General features: G+C 58.1%; 17 protein-coding genes. 5 read left to right on the forward strand and 12 right to left on the reverse strand.

From position 1 onward, the window contains the following. Positions 1-50 precede the first annotated feature (50 nt). Positions 51-1,415, reverse strand: coding sequence for a nucleotide 5'-monophosphate nucleosidase PpnN (gene ppnN, locus OP496_RS11840; protein ID WP_280563842.1), 1,365 nt, complete (start codon positions 1,413-1,415; stop codon positions 51-53). 303 nt (positions 1,416-1,718) lie between these two features. Here ppnN and OP496_RS11845 point away from each other — a divergent pair, with 303 nt between their 5' ends. Next, positions 1,719-2,642, forward strand: a complete 924-nt coding sequence (locus OP496_RS11845) for a LysR family transcriptional regulator (protein ID WP_280563843.1) — start codon at positions 1,719-1,721, stop codon at positions 2,640-2,642. Positions 2,643-2,759: 117 nt separating this feature from the next. On the opposite strand, the gene gcvP is transcribed toward OP496_RS11845, so the two are convergent. Continuing rightward, positions 2,760-5,660 (reverse strand): aminomethyl-transferring glycine dehydrogenase, encoded by a 2,901-nt coding sequence (gene gcvP, locus OP496_RS11850; protein ID WP_280563844.1) that lies wholly within the window; start codon positions 5,658-5,660, stop codon positions 2,760-2,762. Between the two features lie 107 nt (positions 5,661-5,767). After that, complete coding sequence (gene gcvH, locus OP496_RS11855; protein ID WP_280563845.1) at positions 5,768-6,163, reverse strand: glycine cleavage system protein GcvH; 396 nt, start codon at positions 6,161-6,163, stop codon at positions 5,768-5,770. Between the two features lie 579 nt (positions 6,164-6,742). Between gcvH and OP496_RS11860 the strand changes: the two genes are divergently transcribed. Together OP496_RS11860 and gcvT are read left to right on the forward strand one after the other, a co-directional pair. Next, entirely contained in the window at positions 6,743-8,128 is a 1,386-nt protein-coding gene (locus OP496_RS11860; protein WP_280563846.1) for a sodium:alanine symporter family protein, read from the forward strand. A 55-nt stretch (positions 8,129-8,183) separates the two neighbouring features. After that, positions 8,184-9,299 carry a glycine cleavage system aminomethyltransferase GcvT gene (gene gcvT / locus OP496_RS11865; protein WP_280563847.1) on the forward strand — a complete coding sequence of 372 codons (1,116 nt, stop codon included), beginning with the start codon at positions 8,184-8,186 and terminating at the stop codon, positions 9,297-9,299. A 64-nt stretch (positions 9,300-9,363) separates the two neighbouring features. Here gcvT and OP496_RS11870 read toward each other — a convergent pair whose 3' ends face one another. The 5 genes from OP496_RS11870 to OP496_RS11890 all read right to left on the reverse strand — a co-directional run bounded on the left by OP496_RS11870 (position 9,364) and on the right by OP496_RS11890 (position 14,973). Further along, positions 9,364-9,930: a phosphatase PAP2 family protein gene (locus OP496_RS11870; RefSeq protein ID WP_280563848.1), complete on the reverse strand. Its 567-nt coding sequence runs from the start codon at positions 9,928-9,930 to the stop codon at positions 9,364-9,366. Beyond that, positions 9,902-11,059, reverse strand: coding sequence for a glycosyltransferase family 1 protein (locus OP496_RS11875; RefSeq protein ID WP_280563849.1), 1,158 nt, complete (start codon positions 11,057-11,059; stop codon positions 9,902-9,904). Before OP496_RS11875 ends, OP496_RS11870 begins: the two co-directional genes overlap by 29 nt. Before the next feature lie 131 nt (positions 11,060-11,190). After that, entirely contained in the window at positions 11,191-12,120 is a 930-nt protein-coding gene (locus OP496_RS11880; protein ID WP_280563850.1) for a LysM peptidoglycan-binding domain-containing protein, read from the reverse strand. Next, complete coding sequence (locus OP496_RS11885) at positions 12,051-12,938, reverse strand: acyltransferase (protein ID WP_280563851.1); 888 nt, start codon at positions 12,936-12,938, stop codon at positions 12,051-12,053. The genes OP496_RS11880 and OP496_RS11885 overlap by 70 nt, the downstream gene beginning before the upstream one ends. 85 nt (positions 12,939-13,023) lie before the next feature. Next, positions 13,024-14,973 carry an acetoacetate--CoA ligase gene (locus tag OP496_RS11890; protein ID WP_280563852.1) on the reverse strand — a complete coding sequence of 650 codons (1,950 nt, stop codon included), beginning with the start codon at positions 14,971-14,973 and terminating at the stop codon, positions 13,024-13,026. Between the two features lie 482 nt (positions 14,974-15,455). Here OP496_RS11890 and OP496_RS11895 point away from each other — a divergent pair, with 482 nt between their 5' ends. Continuing rightward, a complete protein-coding gene (locus tag OP496_RS11895) occupies positions 15,456-16,802 on the forward strand; it encodes an MFS transporter (RefSeq protein ID WP_280563853.1) in 1,347 nt (448 codons plus the stop codon). 189 nt (positions 16,803-16,991) lie between these two features. Here OP496_RS11895 and OP496_RS11900 read toward each other — a convergent pair whose 3' ends face one another. Continuing rightward, a complete protein-coding gene (locus OP496_RS11900) occupies positions 16,992-17,264 on the reverse strand; it encodes a GrxA family glutaredoxin (RefSeq protein ID WP_280563854.1) in 273 nt (90 codons plus the stop codon). A gap of 122 nt (positions 17,265-17,386) precedes the next feature. Beyond that, positions 17,387-18,220, reverse strand: a complete 834-nt coding sequence (locus tag OP496_RS11905) for an inositol monophosphatase family protein (RefSeq protein WP_280563855.1) — start codon at positions 18,218-18,220, stop codon at positions 17,387-17,389. A gap of 155 nt (positions 18,221-18,375) precedes the next feature. Between OP496_RS11905 and OP496_RS11910 the strand changes: the two genes are divergently transcribed. Beyond that, positions 18,376-19,152: a 3-hydroxybutyrate dehydrogenase gene (locus OP496_RS11910; RefSeq protein WP_280563856.1), complete on the forward strand. Its 777-nt coding sequence runs from the start codon at positions 18,376-18,378 to the stop codon at positions 19,150-19,152. A 12-nt stretch (positions 19,153-19,164) separates the two neighbouring features. Here the strand turns inward: OP496_RS11910 and OP496_RS11915 are convergent, their stop codons facing one another. Next, on the reverse strand, positions 19,165-19,704 hold the full coding sequence (locus OP496_RS11915) for a response regulator transcription factor (protein WP_280563857.1): 540 nt from the start codon (positions 19,702-19,704) through the stop codon (positions 19,165-19,167). A gap of 17 nt (positions 19,705-19,721) precedes the next feature. After that, complete coding sequence (locus OP496_RS11920) at positions 19,722-20,993, reverse strand: ATP-binding protein (protein ID WP_280563858.1); 1,272 nt, start codon at positions 20,991-20,993, stop codon at positions 19,722-19,724. Positions 20,994-21,245: the final 252 nt, after the last annotated feature.

A 21,245-nucleotide genomic window follows, 5' to 3' on the forward strand; every position in this document is an offset into this window, starting at 1 on the left:
TAGCGTCGAGCCTGACTCACGTAATGCAAGATGGTGTTTCCCGTCGGCTTTCAGCCCAGCGTATAACAGGGGACGTATTCGCTACCCGGCAGTTTCATGCGCTCCTGGGCGACGAACGAGGTCAGCAGTGCGTCAAGACGTGCCATCAAATCCGGCTCGGCATGCAAGCGGAAAGGGCCCCTCTCCTCAATGGCACGAATACCTTCTTCCTTGACGTTGCCGGCGACAATGCCCGAAAACGCACGACGGAGATTAGCCGCGAGTTCATGGACTGGTTGCTCGCGGTGCAAGGCAAGCTCGGCCATGCTTTCGTGGGTGGGTTCGAAAGGCAGTTGAAAACCGGCATCGAAGTTGAGGCGCCAGTTGAAATAGAAAGCGTCGCTCTGACTACGCCGAAACGCGGCCACGTCGTCTACGCCTCGGCGCATGGCACGACCGACCTCGGCGGGGTCGTCGATGATGATCTGATAGCGTTCACGGGCCGTTTCCCCAAGCGTGAAGGCCAGAAACTCGTCGATGCGCTTGAAGTAGTCGGCGCTGTCGCGGGGGCCGGTAAAGACGATCGGGAAGGGGACGTCGGCATTGTCAGGATGTAGAAGAATGCCCAGCAAATAGAGGATTTCCTCGGCGGTTCCCACGCCACCGGGAAAGATCACGATGCCATGACCTGCCCGCACGAAGGCCTCGAGGCGTTTCTCGATGTCGGGCATTATGATCAGTTCATTGACGATTGGATTGGGCGATTCAGCGGCAATGATGCCGGGTTCCGAAATGCCTAGGTAACGTCCATCGTGGCGACGCTGCTTGGCATGTGCGACGTTGGCGCCCTTCATGGGGCCTTTCATGGCGCCGGGGCCGCATCCCGTGCAGATGTCGAGATCGCGAAGCCCCAGGTGATAACCCACGTCCTTGCTGTAATCGTATTCCTCGCGGGTGATGGAATGGCCGCCCCAGCACACCACGAGGCTGGGTTCGCGTGCGGACTTCAGCGTGCCGGCGTTGCGCAGGATATGGAAAACGGCATTGGTGATGCCATCTCCGCGCTGAAGATCGAACTTGGGCGTGTGCTGGATTTCGTTGTGAACGTAGACGATATCGCGTAGCACGGCGGAAAGGTGCTCGCGAATCCCGCGGATCATCTGGCCGTCGACGAAGGCGCTTTGCGGTGCATTGTCGAGCTTGAGACGAATGCCGCGGTCCTGCTGGAGTACTTCGATCTCGAAATCGTGGTGCGCCTGCATGAGCGCGCGGCTGTCATCGGTAGGATTGCCGCAATTGAGCACGGCCAGCGAGCAGCGTCTCAAAAGATCGTGCAGGCCGTTGGCGGAGGTGTCACGCAGACGGTTGACCTCTTGCTGCGAGAGGACTTCCAGGCTCCCTTCGGGAGAGATGATGGTAGAAAGTTTCTGGGGCATTGACGCATCCTTGTGGCGGCACGATGGCCGAAGGAAAAGCTCAGCATCAGGCGTCGGGCCGAACGTCATTGGCGCGCTGTGCGCCTGACTTGGTCACAACACTACCCGGGAGCTTAATCAATTTTCGATGCTAACACGCGATCTTCTGCCACGCAGCGATGTGAGGTGTAGCATAATTTGCTATGATGCCGTTATCACAACCCCCGAAGCCACGGTTATTGCCACGCTAACCTTCGTTGATCGTGTCATGGCTTCGGCACATAAGTAGCTGCCCCGAAACGCCAGCCGGTGGACCCTCACTTCATGTTCAACGCGCAATATTTTCGTACTTTTATCACGCTTGTCGAAACGGGTAGCTTCACGCATACCGCGCGCAAGCTGGAAATGACCCAGCCAGGGGTCAGTCAACATATACGTAAGTTAGAACGCTATCTCGACAAGTCCTTGCTGCAGCGGCACGGGCGTCGTTTCACACTGACCGAGGCGGGGCGGCGTGCCTATGACTACTCTGTCAAACTGTTTGCTGAGCATGAACAGTTTCGCCATTCGCTGGACAACGAATCACCGGACACTGGGGAGTGTCGCGTGGCGTCACCGGGCAGTGTGGGGTTGATGTTCTATCCGTTCATTCTGGGGTATCAGCAGATGCATCCTGGTCTGACGGTTACTTATGATTTTGCCTTCAACGGTGAGATCGTCGACGCAGTTCTGGCCGGGCGCTTCGACGTGGGCATCGTCACCGATGTCAGCAAACATCCGGATCTCAATTTCGAGCCTTGGCATCAGGAGCCGCTGTGTCTGGTCGTGCCTGCGGACTTCGCCGGCACTACGATCAGCGAGCTCATGGCGTTGGGCTTCATGAACTATTCCGATGGTATCAACAACGCCAGCTTGCTGTTGCGGCGCAATTTTGCCGGGGAATTTCGCTCAATGAGTCATTTCCCACAACAAGGCTTTTCCAACGAGATCAGCATGGTGCTGGATGCGGTGGCGCGTGGTCTGGGTTTTACCGTGATACCCCGGACGGTACTCGAGACGTCGCCTTGGCAGCGCCAGGTCAAGGAGCTGCCCGTCACTGAATCGGTATATGAAACGCTATATGTCGTGACCAAGCGCGGCGTCGATATGCCACGTCGTTACGAGCAGCTGCTTGGTGAGTTTCGGTCGCAGCGTCGCAATGTGCTCTATGGTTATGCTGAGGCACCACCGCTCGAGGAAGACACCTGACGGTATGCGCCGGGCGTGACTTTCTAGACTGACGTGATTGTCTCGACTGAAAAGGCCCCATCAAGGAAAGCCTTGATGGGGCCTTTTTGTGTGTAGCGCCGTGGACGCCAAGCTCGTTTAGTCGCCGTCGCGATACTCCTCGATGGGTGGGCAACTGCAGATGAGGTTGCGATCGCCGTGGACGTTGTCGACGCGGTTGACCGTCGGCCAGTATTTGGCGGCTTTGGTGGCCTCGGTGGGGAAGGCGCCCAGTTCACGCGAATACGGTCGTTCCCAGTCGTCTGCCATCAAGTCCGCCTGCGTATGCGGCGCCATGGATAGTGGGTTGTTATCCGCGGGCCATTCGCCGGCTTCCACGCGCCGGATTTCGTCGCGAATGGCGATCATGGCATTGCAGAAGCGGTCGATTTCATAGCGCGACTCCGATTCGGTCGGTTCGACCATCAAGGTGCCGGCTACGGGGAAGGACATCGTCGGGGCATGGAATCCGTAATCCATCAAGCGCTTGGCGATATCTTCCTCGCTGATGCCGGAAGCCGTCTTGAGAGAGCGGACATCCAGGATACATTCATGAGCGACGGTGCCGTTGCGCCCTTTATAAAGTACCGGGTAGTGCGCTTCGAGACGCTTGGCGATGTAGTTGGCGTTGAGTATTGCCAGCTCAGTGGCGAGCTGCATGCCGCGCCCACCCATCATCTTGATATAGGCCCAAGAGATCGGCAGGATCGACGCCGAACCGTAGGCGGTCGCCGAGACCGCGCCGGAATCCGTCTCGACACCGGGAAGGGGCGTGATGACGTGATTGGGCACGAACGCGGCTAGATGCGCCTTGACACCGATGGGGCCCATGCCGGGACCGCCGCCGCCATGCGGAATGCAGAACGTCTTGTGCAGGTTGAGGTGCGATACGTCACCGCCGAAATCTCCCGGCCGGCAGAGCCCGACCTGGGCATTCATGTTGGCCCCATCGATATACACCTGGCCACCGTTATCGTGCACGATACGGCAGGCTTCGCTGACACTTTCTTCGAATACGCCGTGCGTCGATGGGTAGGTGAGCATGATCGCCGATAGTGCTTCGCGGTGCTTGTCGGCCTTGGTGCGCAGATCATCGATGTCGATGTTGCCATCGTTATCGCATTCGACGACGACGACTTTCATCTGCGCCATTGCGGCAGAAGCTGGATTGGTGCCGTGGGCCGAACTCGGGATCAGGCAGATATCGCGATGGCCCTGGCCTTGTGATTTCTGGTAGCGGCGTATGGCGACCAGGCCTGCGTACTCGCCCTGTGCGCCGGCGTTGGGCTGCATGGAAATCGTGTCGTAGCCGGTGATCTCGACGAGAAACGCCGAGAGCTCGTCGATCATCTGCTTGTAACCGGCGACCTGATCCTGTGGCGCGAAAGGATGGATATTGGCGAATTCCGGCCAACTGATGGGGATCATCTCGCTGGTGGCATTGAGCTTCATGGTGCATGAGCCCAAGGGAATCATGGCGTGGGTAAGCGATAGATCCTTATTTTCGAGACGCTTCAAGTAACGCAGCATTTCGGTTTCGCTGCGGTAATGCTGGAACGTGGGATGGGTGAGGAAGTCGCTTTCCCGTGCACAAGCGTCGGGGATGCCGGTCATGCCCTGTGCCTGGACGTGACGATCGAGCTCGTGCACCGACAGCCCATGCTCGTCTCCCAGCAACACGTCGAACAGTGTGACGATATCTGCTGCCGTGGTGGTCTCGTCGAGGCTGATGCCGATAGAGCCATTGGCGTCGTACCGCAGGTTGATTTCGTGCGTCAGGCTGCGGCCATGCACCTGGCCGTGGTCGAGCCCTCTCAGCGTGAGTGTATCGAACCAGCTGTCGTGGGCGAGTGTTACACCGTGACGCATGAGCCCCTCGGCGAGGATGGTCGTCAGGCGATGGATCCGCGAGGCGATGGTGCGCAGGCCCTCGGCGCCGTGATAGACCGCATAGAAGCCGGCGATGTTGGCAAGCAATGCCTGCGCGGTGCAGATATTGGAGGTCGCTTTCTCGCGGCGAATATGCTGCTCGCGCGTTTGCATGGCCATGCGCAAGGCGCGTTGACCACGGCTGTCCCTGGAAACACCGATGATGCGTCCAGGAAGCGAACGCTTGAGGGCGTCGCTGGCAGCGAAAAACGCTGCATGTGGGCCGCCGTACCCCATGGGGACACCGAAACGCTGGGAGCTGCCCACGACGATGTCTGCACCCAGCGCACCGGGTTCCTTGAGTAGTACCAGGCTCATCAGGTCAGTGGCGACGCAGGTCATGATCCGCCGTTGCCGTGCTGCTTCGAGTTGCTCTGTGATATCGCGTACTGTGCCGGTAGCCCCCGGATATTGCAGCAATGCCCCGAAGACATCGTGATCGGCCAGAGTCGCGGCGGGCGCGACGATGAGCTCGAAACCGAAATAGGCGGCACGGGTACGCAGGACATCGAGCGTCTGGGGCAGCACATCGTCAGCCACGAAGAAGCGTTCGGTCTTGGCCTTCTTGTTGGCGCGACGACACAGAGCCATGGCTTCAGCGGCAGCCGTCGCCTCGTCGAGCAGGGACGCGTTGGCGATCGGCATGCCGGTCAAGTCCATGACCACTTGCTGGAAGTTCAATAGCCCTTCCAGGCGCCCCTGGGCGATTTCCGGCTGATAGGGCGTGTAAGCGGTGTACCAACCGGGGTTCTCCAGTACGTTACGCTGGATGACGGCCGGCAGATGCGTGGGGTAGTAGCCTTGGCCAATGTAGTTCTTGAAGGTCTTGTTCTGGCGTGCCAACTGCTTGAGATAGGTAAGCGCTTCCGCTTCGCCGCGGGGCTCTTCGAGGGATAGATTACGCTCCAGGCGAATATCGCCAGGAAGCGTCTTGGCCATCAGCGACTCGGTGTCGGGAAGATCCAAGGTCGCCAGCATGTGCTGGACATCGTCCTCGTCAGGCCCATTATGGCGCGTCAAGAAGTCGTCGTGATTGGCCAATTCGGCCAGGCTGCGATTGTCGTTTGCCATGAAATCCTCAAGCGGTGGCGGGCGGTCGAGCCCGATTCGACACGAAGCGGCGACACGTAACGAGGATGCCGCCGGCAGAACAGGACAAGTGCAATGTGCGAGACGCGTCAGCCTTCCTCGGCGATGACGAGCGCGTCATAGGCAGTAGCATCGAGCAGCTCATCGAGCGCGTCGGGCTCGGCGAGTTTGAGTTTGAGGATCCAACCATCCTCGTAGGGGTGGTCGTTGACAGATTCGGGAGAATCTTCGAGCGACTCGTTGACGGCAACGACTTCACCGCTTAACGGGAGGTACAGGTCGGAGGCAGCCTTGACGGATTCGATGACACCGAACTCTTCGCCGGCGTCGAGTTGCTGGCCCGTATCGGGGAGCTCTACGAAGACGACGTCTCCCAGGGATTCCTGGGCATGATCGGTGATACCGATCGTGACGGTACCGTCGTTGTTGTCGAGGATCCATTCGTGGCTGTCGGTATAGCGAAGATTGGCAGGGATGTGACTCATGGTGATTTTCCTATACGAAAAGATTTTCTGAATTGGGGAATATGAGTGCCATTATGCCTCATTGATTCGCCCTTGGCATCGTCATCATGCATTTCTTCATGCCATTCGGCTCGACCGCCTAGTAAGGGTGGACAGGATACCGGCGAGCGTCCAGCAAAAAGCCATACTGCTTATAAGCTTGGGCCATGCGTGGGTTCAAACACGGTTGCGACGCCCTGACTTGATGAGTTTGCTGGCGATGGTGACTTTCCTCGCGCATCGAAAATGCGTGTACCAGTCTGCTATTCAGGGGATGGGCAGGGCGATGTCTTCCGGTTGCCAAGCCGAGGGACAGCGATTAGCCTTCGTTTCTAATAAGAAACTTGTTGTGCTCGTGTCTTGTCTGCATGGCCATGCGAGTAAGCGACGAGATTTCTGTCTATAACGCCTGAAGCGCGATTTAGCTTTGCGCCTATGGAGAAATGCCAAGCTGATCGGCTAAAGTCGAGAAGGTTTTGGCGGTTATCTTCTTGCGACAATGCCGTCGACGACAGTGCAGTCACTGCGCTGGATAACAACAAATGTCTGGGAGGACATCTCGTGGAAACACTCAACGCGATATTCAGCGCCATCAATGATGTTGTATGGGGCCCCTTGATGCTCATCTTGTTGCTGGGGGTGGGCGTATATCTGCAACTGGGGCTCAAGTTAATGCCCATTCGCAAGCTGAAGGCCGGCTTCAGCCTGCTCTGGAAAGGACGTAAAGCCGAAAAGGGTGATGAGGAAGAGGGCGAAATTTCTCCCTTCAATGCGTTGATGACATCACTTTCGGCTACTGTTGGCACCGGTAATATCGCGGGTGTCGCGACTGCCATATTCCTGGGGGGGCCGGGAGCCGTGTTCTGGATGTGGATCACGGCCCTGGTGGGAATGGCGACTAAATTTTCCGAGGCGGTGCTGGCGGTCCGTTATCGTGAAGTCGATGCGGCGGGTGAGCATGTCGGCGGGCCGATGTATTACATCCGCAATGGACTGGGCAAGAAATGGACCTGGCTGGGTGGCTTGTTTGCTTTTTTCGGTGCCATTGCTGCTTTCGGAATTGGCAATACCGTGCAATCCAACTCGGTCGCCGATGGTCTCAGTGAGTCACTGGGGATGCCGCATTGGCTTACCGGTGTGATTATCATGCTGCTGGCGGGTGCCGTGATTCTCGGCGGGATCAAGCGTATTGCCAAGGTGGCGGGCAAGTTGGTGCCGGTCATGGCGGTTGCCTATATCGTCTGCGGTTTGCTGGTGCTGATCATCAATGTCGATCATGTCGGTGCTGCGCTGGGACTGATTTTTGGCCATGCCTTTACGCCGGTATCCGCCGCTGGTGGGTTTGCGGGTGCCGCCGTGGCCAAGGCGATTCAATATGGCGTGGCGCGAGGCGTGTTTTCCAATGAGGCAGGGCTGGGTAGTGCGCCCATCGCTCATGCCGCGGCACAGACCAAGAATCCAGTTCGCCAAGGGCTGGTGGCAATGCTGGGGACGTTCATCGATACCATTATCGTATGCTCGATCACCGCGTTGGCAATCCTGACCAGTGCCGAGTGGACATCCGGCGAGACCGGTGCCGCGTTGACCGCGATGGCCTTCAACGGTGCGCTGCCGGGTATCGGCCAGTACGTCGTGTCCTTCGCGCTGGCGGTGTTCGCCTTCACGACCATCCTCGGCTGGGCCTTTTATGGTGAAAAGTGCTTCGAGTATCTGTTCGGCGTCGCGTCGATCAAGATCTACCGGGTGGTCTATATCGTGGCGATTCTTGTCGGGGCCGTCGCGCCGCTGGAATTCGTCTGGCTGATGGCCAGCGTCTTCAATGCCATGATGGCGATCCCCAACCTGATCGCACTGGCTCTGCTGTCGCCGGTGGTCTTCAAGCTCACCAGCGATCACTTTGCCGGCAAGACCGTCCTGCCGGGCGAAGACCTGGACGATAAACGCTGAGCTGTCTTGGGGCGACGATCGTCGCCCCTTCACGGATAACGACGAGGAAGCGATGATGTCCGACGATCTTCACCAGACGCCGTTGCATGATGTGCATGTCTCGCGCGGCGCTAAGATGGTGCCCTTTGCCGGCTATAGCATGCCGGTGCAATACGCTCTGGGTGTCAAAAAAGAACATGAGCATACCCGCCAGGCGTGCGGTTTATTCGACGTATCGCACATGGGGCAGCTCATCGTTTCGGGACCGTCACCGGCGCGTGCCATCGAAATGCTAGTGCCGGCGGATATCATCGGGCTACCGGCCGGTATGCAACGTTATGCACTCTTCACCAGCCATGAAGGCGGTCTTCTCGATGACCTGATGATCGTCAATCGCGGCGAGGACCTTTATGTCGTCGTCAATGCGGCTTGTAAGGACCAGGACGTGGCGCACCTGCGTACCGGGCTCGATGCCGAGCACCAGGTGGAAGTGCTTGACCGCGCCTTGCTGGCGTTGCAGGGGCCGCAAGCCAAGGATGTCATGGCGCGCCTGTGTCCTGAGGCCTGTGATCTAGTATTTATGCATCATGGCCAATTCGAGACGTTCGGTACCCAATTATGGATCAGCCGTAGCGGTTATACCGGTGAGGACGGTTTCGAGATCTCCGTGCCCGTGGACGCCGCCGAGGGGCTGGCTACGTGGTTGCTAGAGCAGCCTGAGGTCGAGCCCATCGGACTGGGCGCACGCGACTCACTGCGTCTGGAAGCCGGCCTGTGCCTGTATGGGCATGACCTGGATACCCAGACGACCCCCGCCGAGGCGAGCCTGATCTGGGCCGTGGGCAAACCCCGGCGCATCGGAGGCGAACGAGAAGGGGGCTTCCCGGGGGCTGATGTCATTCTGCCTCAGATCGATACCAAGCAAATCACCCGTAAGCGTGTCGGCCTTCTTGGTGAAGGGCGAGCGCCGGTACGAGAAGGCACTCAGCTTTATAGCGTCGAAGATCGTCATGTGGGTTGCGTGACATCGGGAAGCTTTGGGCCGACCTTGAGTAAACCGGTCGCCATGGCGTATATCGATATCGAATTCGCAGCGTTGGAAACGACGCTATATGCCGATGTCCGTGGCAAGCGTCTGCCCATGCAGGTGTCGCGAATGCCCTTTGTACAGGCCAAGTACTACCGCGGTTAAGCGTTCTCTTTTTATACCGTTATCTTGAAGCCTCATATATACTAAAAGGTTTTCTTATGGCCATCTAGTTCAAAGTAGGGAGCCATTGCCCATAGGTCGCCCCCCAAAGTCCCATTTGAGCGATGGCAAACCCCAGTATCGCTCCTGCAACCACATCGCTGAGGTAATGCAAGCCTAGAATGACACGCGAGGCGGCGATCAGCCCCGTAAGCGGCAGAACCACGACGAGCAACCATGGCGACGTCGCCGCAGTAAGTGTGCAGAACATGACGGCGTGTAAAGTATGCCCGCTGGGAAAGCTGTAACGATCCACGGGTGGCATGGTGCATGGGATACTCGAGAACGTGATATAGGGACGTTCACGACAGAAGCGTGTCTTGACCAGGCGGTAGAAGAGGGCGCCTAGCGCAGCGCATATTCCCCACAGCAGCGTCAGTCGCCAGCCTTCACGCCCATATATGATCGGCTGCATCAGCGCCAGGGCCACCCAAGCCGGCCAGTCGCCGATACGACTGCAAAACCGGAACAAGCCATAAATCAACCGCCTCTGGCTGAGCAGTGCAATACGTTGGCAGAGCTGCCATTCGAGAGAGTCCAGGCGCTCAAACGTGACCGGGGGACGAGATCGCATATGGGCTCTCCTGAGTCGCCATGAATAGATACATCAAGAAGTGTTCGCCGATGACATTCCAGCTCTGATCCGCGACTTTTTCTCTAGCTGCGATGCCGGTACGACTTCTAACGTCCGAATTCCGGTACAGTTCCACGGCGGCTTGCACAAAAGCATCATCGTCTGTCGCCTCGATCAAGCGCCCTTCGTGTCCATCCACGATTAACTCACTCGCTGCGGCCTGATCGAAAGCGACCACGGGGAGCCCGCTAGCCATGGCTTCGGGGACCACATTGCCGTATGTCTCCGAGTGCGATGGAAATAGGAACATATCCGCGCTGGCGTAATGACGTGCCAAGGTTTCTCCGCTTAGAAAGCCGGTAAAAATCACTTCGGGAAGCTGGTGCTCCAGGTGCTGTTTTTCGGGACCGTCACCGACGAATACGGCCCGTAGCCCCGGGTATGCCTCTTGCATCGCGCGTAGCGTGCGCACGAGCAGTGGCGTGTTCTTTTCGGCGGCCAGGCGTCCCGCGTAGAGGATCACTGGCTGGTCGTCATCGACACCCCATTGAGTTCTTAGGTGGACGTCGCGCCGGGCTGGAGAAAAATGCTGAGCGTCGATGCCGCGTCCCAATACGTTCACGCGCTGGAAGCCACGTCGATATAAACGCTCGGCTTGAGCGCGGGTGGGCACGAGGGTCATCTGGCAGTGGTTATGAAAGTAGCGCAACCCGGCACCCACGATGCCGGTGGCCCACCGCAAGTGATAGTTCGCCGCGTACTGATCGAAATTGGTGTGGAAGCCGCTGACGACAGGAATCGATAAATGACGCGCTGTAAGCAGCGCGGCCCAACCCAATGGACCTTCAGTTGCGATATAGACGACCTCGGGGCGTGACGATTGCCACAAGCGCGTCAAGCGCCGCCAGGCGGGCAAGCCGACATTCACATCGGCGTAACTAGGGAGGGAGAATGCACGAACTTGCATATCACGCTCGGCACGTCCTTCGCGGCCGCCTTGTCGGGGCCGAGGGCGTACCAGCTGTAAGTTGACGCGGCGTGTGGCGAGGTGATGTGCCAGATGGTCCAGCGTGTGTGCCACACCATTGATATCGGGTGCCCAGGTTTCACTGACCAGTGCGACTCGCATGATGCACCTCCGTGGCATATCAAGACAGTGCAAGATTCAAGCATTCTGATGACAGCAGTGCGACATCATCGTGACGATACGATGTCGTCAACCTGGGTTACCGTGTCGTTGATGGGGCAGATATTTCTCGTCTAGCGTAGCACCTGTTTGGGGTCCACGGGTTTCCCGCCATGGCGGACATCGAACAATAGGTCATAACGCCCCGTGTCGTGTCGGTAACCGACATCGCAAACAGGCGTGCCTTGTTTTACCTCATCGCCATCTTCGACGAGTAGACGCTCGCATAGTGCATAGACACTTTGCATGTTGTCGCGGTGGTGAATGATCACCACACGTCCCAACTGCCGCATACTATCGGCAAAGCGAACGGTACCGTCGGCAACGGCAAGCGCCTGAGTATCGGCGGAGGTCGAGAGCAACATCGGCTGTAGGGTGCCGTGCGAATCGGCGCCGTAGGCACGCGCGATTTCATATTGCTTGAGCGGCCAATGCCATGTGTGAGCGCTATCGGGTAGTGCGCCTGGGTCGGGAAGCTTACGACTGCGCGTGGCAGGCTTGGACGCCGTTGACGACGAGGCCTGGGTCGTTGAAGCGCTGGAGGTACGAGCAGTTCCACCTGACGGCACCTCGAGCAACTGTCCGACATTCAGGGCGTTGGCCGAAAGCTGGGGGTTCGCTTTTTGCAAGCGTCGTGCAGTGCTGCCGAAGCGCTGGGCGATACTCGAATAGGTGTCACCCGGGCGCACTTGATAGCGATAAGGGCCGCTGCCGGGCGCGCGTTCGCGATGAGTGGGCACCAAGATGCGTTGGCCAATGGCCAGTCGACGCGCATCGACGCCCGGATTGAATCGTTGCAAGCGCAGTAACGGGACACCTGCTTGCTTGGCGATTTGTCCTAGCGTGTCGCCGCGTTGTATGGAGACCCAGTTACCAGCGATGTTGCCGCCACGATAGCCATCGGCGCCAGGCCCGCCAGCGCAGCCGGCAAGTATCAAGACAAAGAAGAGGAGGGGGATGATGCGAGCGCACGATCCTTTTCCTCCCATAGCGCGTTCAGCCATGAATGGAAACGTTCCTTGTAATGCGGATCCAGATGATAGTCGCCATTGCCCATCCAGGCGGGCACGTTGAGTCGGCGTGCCGCCATGTGTATGGGAGCTTCGCGACCGCAAAGGAAATGCCAAAAGTTGGGGGCGGCATGACGATAATGAAGCGTGACGTCGAGAATGCCGCTCAGACGATCACCCAATAGATGTATTACCTGGGCGGTGCCGCCGGCCTTGGGGCGCAGCAGATGCCGAAACGGACTCGCTTGCCGATCACGCTTGGTGGGAGTGAAGCGCGTGCCTTCGACGAAATTGTAGATCGTCATCGGCATTTCCCGCGCACGTTCGCACATGCGCTGGGTTGCGCGTCGATCGCGTTCTGCCAGCTGCGGTCGCTGGATCATTTCACTGCGAGCATAGCGGCGCATGAAGGGGAACTCGAGTGCCCACCAGGCGATGCCGACGATGGGCACGAAGATCAGCTCACGCTTGAGAAAGAACTTGGGCATCGAAGTTCGTCCGTACAGCACGTACTGCATGACGAAGATATCCGTCCAACTGCGGTGGTTGGCGATGATTAGCCACCATTGGCTGGGAGACAGGTCCTCGGGTAAGCGCGCGGTGATGTCTGGCTTGACCCAATGACGAATCCACCAGTTGTTGGTGGCGATCCAGGCCAGGGCGATGGCGTTGAGTCCCGCCAGTACGCGTAGTCGCAAACGCCGAGTCGGCGTGACGAGTTTGATGAGCGTCAGCAGATAAAGCGGCACGCCCCAGAAAAGCGTATTGGCGATCAGCAACAGCACGCTTGTCAGCCCCTTGAGGGTCGCCATGCCGTCCTCCTTCAATGACTTGGCAACTTATGCTACTGGATCGTGTAGCGGCTGCCCAGTCTCGGACAAGGCGATGGCGTGCGTATCACTCGGCGAGCGCAGGAAGGTTGGCGAAAAGCTCGAGGGCTTCGGGGTTGGCCAGCGCATCGCGATTCTTGACGGGCTCGCCATGGACGACATTACGTACGGCGATTTCGACGATCTTGCCCGACAGCGTGCGGGGGATATCCTCCACGGCGATGATCTTGGCGGGGACGTGGCGCGGGGTCGTATGCCGGCGTACAGTGCGTCGGATTTCGTCGCGTTTGGCTTCGTCGAGCACGACAGGAGGGCGCATGCGGACGAAAAGTACCACGCGCACGTCGTTCTGCCAGGTTTGGCCGATACATAGCGATTCGAGCACGCCTTCTACCTTTTCGACTTGCCGGTATATTTCGGCGGTGCCGATGCGCACTCCACCGGGGTTAAGGACGGCATCCGAGCGCCCGTGGATGATGACACCGCCGTGGGGTGTCAGTTCGGCGTAGTCGCCATGTGCCCAGATACCCGGGAAGGTCGAAAAGTAAGCGTCGCGATAACGCTCTCCGTCTGGATCGTTCCAGAAGCCGGTGGGCATGCAAGGAAAGGGGCGTTTACAGACGAGCTCGCCTTTGTTGCCAGTGACGCTTTGTCCGTAGTCATCGAAAACGTCGACGTCCATGCCGAGTCCACGGCATTGCAGTTCGCCACGGTACACAGGGCGAATCGGGCACCCCAGTGCGAAGCAGGATACGATATCCGTTCCCCCGGAGATCGAGGCCAGCATCAGGTCGCGCTTGATCTCGTCATAGACGTAATCGAACGACTCATGGGGCAATGCCGAGCCGGTGGAGAGCAGCGCGCGTAACGGTGAAAGGTCCACTTGCTTGCCGGGCGCCAAGCCTTCCTTTTCACAGGCGGAGAGGTACTTGGCGCTGGTGCCGAAGACCGTGACGCTCTCATTGCTGGCGATTTGCCATAGAGTGTCGGGGTGTGGCGCAAACGGTGAGCCATCGTAGAGCACTAGCGTGGCACCGGAGCCGAGCCCGGACACTAGCCAGTTCCACATCATCCAGCCACAGGTGGTGTAATAGAAAAAGATATCGTCGTCATCGATATCGGTATGCAGACGGTGCTCTTTAAGGTGCTGCAACAGGGTGCCACCGGCCGAGTGGATGATGCACTTGGGGACACCCGTGGTGCCCGAAGAGTAGAGAATGTAAAGCGGGTGCTCGAAGGGCAGTGCCTGGAAATCGATTTCGCTGGCGTTGTTATCCAGGAAGTCAGCCCAGGCGATGGCGCGAGGGATATCATCGAGAGCCGGCGCTTCTTCGAGGAAGGGAAAGACCACGACATGCTTGAGAGAGTCGATGGCATCGGCAATATCGGCAACGCGTTCCCGAGTGTCGATGGCCTTACCGTTCCAGGTATAACCATCGGTGGCGATCAATACTTTAGGGGCGATTTGCCCAAAGCGATCCAATACGCCGTTGAATCCGAATTCCGGCGAGCAGGAAGACCACACCGCGCCGATGCTGGCTGAAGCAAGCAAGGCGATGATGGCGTGTTCACTATTGGGGACGAAGCCGGCGACGCGATCGCCTTCCGTGACGCCGCTAGCCTTGAGTGCGTGGGCCAGCTTGGCGACATTGTCGTATAATTCGGCATGGCTGATGACGCGTCGCCGCAGGCGTTCATCGCGAACGATCAAGGCGGGATGTTGGTCACGTCGGCGCAACATGTTGGCGGCATAATTCAAACGTGCTTGTGGAAACCAGCGCGCGCCGGGCATGGCATCAGGGCGTACCAGAACGTCATCGCCATGCCGCTCGGCGACGATGCCGAACTCATCCCACAGGAGTCCCCAGAAAGCATCCAGATGCTCGACGCTCCAGGCGTGCAATGCCTCGTAGTCGGTCAGTGATGTGCCGTGTTCGCGATCGATGCGCCGCATCAGCGCATGCATTTGCGTGCTTTGTATGGCCGTCATCGACGGCTCCCAAAGGGGCGTGGTCATGTGACCTCCGAGTCGTCAATGCCGCCACCTGTCTTCAGGTCGACGTTACATGGAGCGGCATGGGGAGCCGCGCGACGATATTGCAAAGTACAATAATGGTATTAAAAACAAGTCTGTAGCACGCTGTCCACTCGACGAAAGGGTGAGTGTGATAGCGCGATATGTGCGTTTGACGTCATGATGACAGTGCGGTGACGAAAATCTGACCAATCCAAGGCGAGATGGGAAACGACAAGCCGAAATGGCGTTTTCGACGCCGCTCATGCACAGCGTTATCCACAGTTTTTGTGGATGGTTTTTCTGATCCCTGAGAAGGGCACGTCTGACCTTCTATGCTGGACGGCGGGTCAGCGATATCCAGGCAGGAGTGGATGTCGTCATGCGTGCTAACAGGTAGACTAGTGCGCTTGCCCGATGCATTGCCAGCGCGTGTCTCCGGGAGGCATGCCGAACCCATATGCCACTGTTGTCAGGAGGTCGATTTGCGCAGCTTGCCCGCCACCCTACCCATTCTATTTCTCAGTGAAATCAGTTTCCTGCTCGGCCATGGTTTGATCATGACCTTGCTTGGGGTGCGTATGTCGCTGGAGGGCTTTCCCTCGCAGATGGCGGGCTTGTTGATGTCGAGCTTCTCGTTAGGTTTCGTGATCGGAAGTTATCTGATCGAGAAGCGCATCCGCTCGGTGGGGCATATTCGCGTCTTTGCGGCTTGTGCGGCCGTACTGGCGGTGACGGCGATGCTGCATGGGTTATGGGTGGACCCCTGGGCATGGTTGGTGTGGCGCCTGTTCGGCGGTGCGGCGACTGCGGGCTTGCTGATGGTCATGGAGTCTTGGGTTTCGGGTGAGTCGACGAACGATAACCGGGGACGTGTGCTGGGTTGGTACCTGGTCATTTCGACCTCGTCCCTAGCGGTTGGTCAGTGGCTGCTCAATGTCGCCGACCCGGCGACATTCGTGCTGTTTTCGGTCTCGGGAATCCTGTTTACTCTGTCGCTGGTGCCTTTGTCGATTTATCGGATACATGGCCCGACACGCTCGTCGCATGAGGTCTCCAGCAAGATCTCGCTGCGAGAATTGTATCGCCGCGCGCCGGTCGGGCTGGTAAGCGCCTTTACGGCGGGACTGATGGTTCAGTCCTTTTTTGCGATGACGCCCTACTACGGACAGGAGATTGGGCTTTCGACCTCGCAAACGGCACAGTTCATGGCTATTACGACCCTGGTGGCGCTGGTGGCCCAATGGACGCTGGGACGTATCTCCGACCGCCTTGATCGCCGCAAGGTGATCTTATGCATGGCCTTGGTGATGGCGGTGTCCGGCGCCATGATTTCGGTGGCGGCTCGGTTCGACTTCTGGGTGCTGCTCGTGGTGGCCTGCTTTCATACCGCGATGCTGCATACGCTTTATTCCTTGAGCCTGTCGCACACCAACGACTGGCTCGAGCCCGAGGAAACCATTCAGGCCAATGCCAAGCTTTTGATCTGGTATGGCATTGGCTCGGTAGTTGGGCCTTATAGCGCTTCTTTGATCATGGAAGTAACCGGTCCGGATGGGCTGTGGCTTTTTTTGGGAGGTGCCGCACTGGCCTTGGCGATGTTCGTCATGGTGAGACTCTATAGCTATAAGGGAGTTGCTCCTGAAGTGGAGCAAGAGCCTTATGTGGCGGCAGTGCCCATGGTGGAATCGACGCATTATCTCAGTGAGATGGACCCGCGTTTCGAGCCTCAGCAATTCGAGCTCGATTTCGAGCCGTCCTACGAAGACGACTGGGCAGCATATGATAAGAGTGAGCCACAGCCAGAAGCGGAAGAAGAGGCGCGCTTCTAGGCGCTGAGCTCACAGCGAGTGTGCTGCGGCAACAAGAGTTCTGCTGCGGGTTCCGGGAAGCCGCTATAGTGCTTTCTCATTGCGTGGACGGATGCCTATTCAACGCTTTATCGCGTGTTTCTGGCGGGCCGGCAAAGGGTGGGGAGCGCCAACACCTGTAGCGATGCGGGGTTGGCGCTGACATAAACGTTAGCTTTGTGTCGCAGGCATCAGTTCATTATCGCGAACGTATTGCTCGAACTCAGTGAAGCCGCCGATATGGGTATGGTCGATGAAGATCTGCGGTACCGTTTCGACAGGCTGGCCGATAGTCTTTTCCATATCGGCTTTGGTTATGCCTTCTTCGTGAATGTCGATATAACGGAAGCCGAAATCGTCGCGCGCATCACTGAGCTGTTCGGCGAGTTCCTTGGCACGAACGCAGAAAGGGCAATTGGGACGGCCAAAAATCACTGTCAACATAAGTTTCTCCTCACGTTAAGGGGTGTATATGCCATTAAATTAATGGTGTTATTGTTCCGGAGTTGCGCATGGGGTACCAATAGAGTCTTGCTACGCACGCTATTGAGGTGTCCTATGGCAAATCAAATTTGTGCCTCGATCTCATCGAGCCGACCCTCATCGGCTTTCAAGAGAATATCGCGCAATGCGCCGTATATACCCGACGCGCCCACCAGTATGTTTTCCCCATAAAGTTCGGACGGAATACGATCGGGACACTGGTAGAGATGCCCTGTCTTGGCGCCTGCTTCACGCGCGATCAACAATCCAGCGGCAAAGTCCCAGGGTGAGACACTTTCATAATACGCATCAAAACGGCCGCAAGCGACGTGACATAGATCCAGCGCGGCCGATCCGTTGCGGCGTATGTCGCGGCAACTTGTGAGCACGCCAGCGAGGCGGCGGAACAACGGAGCACGCGCATCGCGGCGATAGGGGAACCCCGTAGCAACCAAACTGCGTGACAATTCGCTCGCATCGCTGGCTTGAATGGGCTCGCCGTTCAGCCAGGCGCCTTCTCCGCGTAGCGCCGTGAATGTTTCTCCCAGGAAGGGGGCATGAACGACACCCAGACGTAGCTTCCCCTCCGATGCCCAGGCGATGGACACCGCTACATGGGGATGCCCATACGCAAAATTCACCGTGCCATCGATGGGATCGACGATCCATACGGCATCATTGTCCTCGAGTACATCGCGGTCTGGAGAAATTTCCTCCGTGAGACGCGCATCGTCCTGAAAATGCGCATCGAGCTCGGAAGCGATGAGCCGGTCGATTTCGACGTCGGCGTCTGTCACGAGTTCGTCACCGCTTTTGTAGCGTTGCTGGAACGCTTGAGACTCGCGCGCCGCCACGATGCGTTCTCCTGCCAGCCGTGCGATACGCTCGGCTTCGGCAAGCCGTTGGGAAGGATCCATGCGGTCTCCTGGGGTCAATGCGTTGCTGCTAGTGTTTAATGTTCGCTTTAGTCTAACAGGCATGCCGAGTGGCGTAAGCGATGCGCCATGCTGGCATACCTCGCAGCTAACGTCTTATGCTCGGCATAGATCGTCTTGTCCTCGAGGAGAGTGCCATGGTAGCTCCTTCTACACGGGGCCATCCGCGTGTCGCGATCGTGACCGGCAGTTCCAGCGGTATCGGTGAAGCGGTGGTCAAACAGTTCTGCCAAGAGGGATTGCAAGTATTGGCGGTGGATGCCAATCCGCAAGGCGTGGATATTGCAGAAGCTGCGGGTGCCGTCTTCTACCAAGCAGACCTTACCGATCCGGAGGCTTGCCGTGGCTCGGTGACGGAGGCTATCAAGCGTTTCGGGCACGTCGACATACTGGTCAATAACGCGGGCATTCAGCACGTGGAGGCACTGGAAGATTTTCCCGAAGCGAAATGGCGTCAGATCAACGATCTGATGTTGACGGCTCCTTTCTTGCTGACTCAGGCGGTATGGCCCCATATGCGTCAAGGGCAGTGGGGACGGATCGTCAACATGGCGTCGATCCATGCCAGCGTCGCATCGCCGGGTAAAGTGGGTTATGTCAGTGCCAAACATGGTCTGGTGGGGCTGACGCGAACGGCGGCTCTGGAAGGTGGGGCGGCAGGCATTACGGTCAATGCTCTTTGCCCCGCCTACGTGCGCACGCCTTTGGTGGAACGCCAGATTGCGGATCAAGCGCGTCTCAATGGCATGGATGAGCAGCAGGTGATCGAGGAGGTCATGTTAAAAAACGCCGCGATCAAACGCCTCATCGAACCCGATGAGGTGGCGGCGTTGGTCAGCTATTTGGCGTCGGAGCAGGCCGGCGCGGTGACCGGGGCATGCTGGAGCATGGACCTTGGATGGACCGCGCAGTAATGAAGATGTCGACTAGCGCCTCACGGGGCGCTTTTGCAGTTTTCGCTGCAGCGTTCGGCGGTGCATGCCCAGCGCACGTGCCGTCGCGGAGATATTGCCATCGTGCTCCTGCAGCACTTTCTGGATATGCTCCCAGGTCACTCGGTTCACAGAAGGCGGACTGTTCGCGATGTCGATATCGGGGTCGCCGCCTTCTCGCTCACGAGAGGAGAGTATCTCGTCGGCGTCGGCTGGTTTGCACAGATAATTGACGGCACCCAGTTTGATGGCCTCCACGGCGGTTGCGATGCTCGAATAACCGGTCAGCACGACCACACGACATGACGGAGCAATCGCCAGCAGCTCAGGAAGTAGCTTGAGTCCCGAAGAGTGCTCGAGCTTCAGGTCGAGCGTTGCCATGTGCGGAGGCTCTTGCCGCACGCTGGATAGCGCTTCTTCTTCTGTCATGGCGGTCGTGACCTCGAACCCCCGCCGCCGCATGGCGCGTGCCATGACAAAGCAAAACTGTTCGTCGTCGTCGATGATCAATAGCCGTTCGGCATCTACTGACATGATGTTCTCCGTCGCTTTCAGGCAGGGTCGCCTTCTGTCGCCCGTGGCAGCTTGACCTCGGTAAGCGTGCCGCCTTCTTCATGATTGTAGAGACTGACGCCGCCACCGAAGCGATTGATTGTGGCGTGGGTCAGAAAAAGGCCGATGCCCATACCTTTGCTCTTGCTAGAGATGAATGTTTCGCCCAGTTGATCGGCAATATTCATCGAGACACCTGGCCCATGGTCGCGGATGTCGATAATGACGTCATCCTGCGTCCAGTCGAGCAAGATGGAAATGTCCATGGGGTTGGCGTCGGCAGCGTTGTTAAGCAGGTTCATGATCGCTTGTTCGAGCGTGTTGTCGGTGGCGATATAGGGAGTGCCACGCTTGCCTTGTATATCGATGCGATGGCTCACGTCGGGACGCAATACCAGCCAGCGTTGTAGCACATCGCTTAGCCACGTCTCGGCTGCGGCTATCTCTGGCTTTGACAAGCGCCGTCTGTCGGCATTGGCCACGAGTGTCTGTAGGCGCGCCTTGCAGGTGTCGACTTGTTGTCGCAATAAATCGATGTCCTCCACGAGTGGCGTGTTGTCGCGCGCTTCTTGTCGCATATCGCTGAGTAGCACTGCCATGGTGGACAAAGGCGTGCCCAGTTCGTGGGCGGTGCCGGCGGCCTGTGTGGCCACGGCGAGCACCTGTTCATTGCGCAATGCCGTCTCGCGGGTACGCGAGAGTGTGAGGTCGCGCCGCCGCAATGCGTGTGCCATTTTGAAGATGAAGAATGTCACGAGACCAGCGGACAGACTGAAGTTCAGCCACATTCCGATGATGTGCAGGCGAATACCGGTGCCCACGAATCCGTTGCTTAGCTGTGGGACGGGCTCGTAAAACAGCATCATGGTGGTGTAACTGGCCAAGGAAGCGGCGGCGATGACCCAGGCGAAACGCCAGGGGAGTGTTGCTGCGGCGATGGTTACCGGGACCAGGTAATAAGTGATGAAGGGATTGGTGGACCCGCCTGTGTAGTAAAACAAGAGACTCAAGCCGAGCACATCTATCAATAGATGCACGAGATATTCGATGTCAGTCACGGCCCGGGGACGTCCCAGTCGCCACCAGGTGGCGACGTTAACCAGCCCCATGGCAATGATGACCAGAATGACTGGCATTACATGTAACTGAAAGCTCAGTACTTCTATCCCGAAAATGATCGCCCCTAGAAAACCAGTCCACGTGATGCCGCGCACGATGGTCAGCCGCACCAGGTTACGGTTGGGGGTGGATAGGGGTAAGGGCTGATGCATGGAGGCTCCCGGCGTGCGATACGAACGGTATGATAACCGATAGACGAAATAGCGACAGCCGAACGGGGAGAGTGATAATGCCGCACCTTAGTATGCACGATATACAATAGCCGAGGGAGGTTTTTCTACGCTCTACGAATCCCCCTTGCGTTCGCGTCGGCGGATCCGTAAAGTACGCATCCGCTGCCGGCGACGGGGTTCGTGGCCGGCGGTGAAGGGGTGGCGCAAGTGGCTGACTTGCTTGAGAAATTC

This window comes from Chromohalobacter sp. 48-RD10 (assembly GCF_029889785.1).
Lineage (GTDB): Bacteria > Pseudomonadota > Gammaproteobacteria > Pseudomonadales > Halomonadaceae > Chromohalobacter.

What these genes read in the sequence shown, in the direction of transcription:
- gcvP (WP_280563844.1), bottom strand. Translation starts at nt 5,660, where the DNA reads ATGGCAAACGACAATCGCAGCCTGGCCGAATTGGCCAATCACGACGAC.
- OP496_RS11900 (WP_280563854.1), bottom strand. Translation starts at nt 17,264, where the DNA reads ATGTTGACAGTGATTTTTGGCCGTCCCAATTGCCCTTTCTGCGTTCGT.
- OP496_RS11875 (WP_280563849.1), bottom strand. Translation starts at nt 11,059, where the DNA reads ATGCGAGTCGCACTGGTCAGTGAAACCTGGGCACCCGATATCAATGGT.
- OP496_RS11885 (WP_280563851.1), bottom strand. Translation starts at nt 12,938, where the DNA reads ATGGCGACCCTCAAGGGGCTGACAAGCGTGCTGTTGCTGATCGCCAAT.
- OP496_RS11880 (WP_280563850.1), bottom strand. Translation starts at nt 12,120, where the DNA reads ATGGCTGAACGCGCTATGGGAGGAAAAGGATCGTGCGCTCGCATCATC.
- OP496_RS11845 (WP_280563843.1), top strand. Translation starts at nt 1,719, where the DNA reads ATGTTCAACGCGCAATATTTTCGTACTTTTATCACGCTTGTCGAAACG.
- OP496_RS11920 (WP_280563858.1), bottom strand. Translation starts at nt 20,993, where the DNA reads ATGCATCAGCCCTTACCCCTATCCACCCCCAACCGTAACCTGGTGCGG.
- gcvH (WP_280563845.1), bottom strand. Translation starts at nt 6,163, where the DNA reads ATGAGTCACATCCCTGCCAATCTTCGCTATACCGACAGCCACGAATGG.
- gcvT (WP_280563847.1), top strand. Translation starts at nt 8,184, where the DNA reads ATGTCCGACGATCTTCACCAGACGCCGTTGCATGATGTGCATGTCTCG.
- OP496_RS11890 (WP_280563852.1), bottom strand. Translation starts at nt 14,973, where the DNA reads ATGACCACGCCCCTTTGGGAGCCGTCGATGACGGCCATACAAAGCACG.
- OP496_RS11910 (WP_280563856.1), top strand. Translation starts at nt 18,376, where the DNA reads ATGGTAGCTCCTTCTACACGGGGCCATCCGCGTGTCGCGATCGTGACC.
- OP496_RS11905 (WP_280563855.1), bottom strand. Translation starts at nt 18,220, where the DNA reads ATGGATCCTTCCCAACGGCTTGCCGAAGCCGAGCGTATCGCACGGCTG.
- OP496_RS11915 (WP_280563857.1), bottom strand. Translation starts at nt 19,704, where the DNA reads ATGTCAGTAGATGCCGAACGGCTATTGATCATCGACGACGACGAACAG.
- ppnN (WP_280563842.1), bottom strand. Translation starts at nt 1,415, where the DNA reads ATGCCCCAGAAACTTTCTACCATCATCTCTCCCGAAGGGAGCCTGGAA.
- OP496_RS11870 (WP_280563848.1), bottom strand. Translation starts at nt 9,930, where the DNA reads ATGCGATCTCGTCCCCCGGTCACGTTTGAGCGCCTGGACTCTCTCGAA.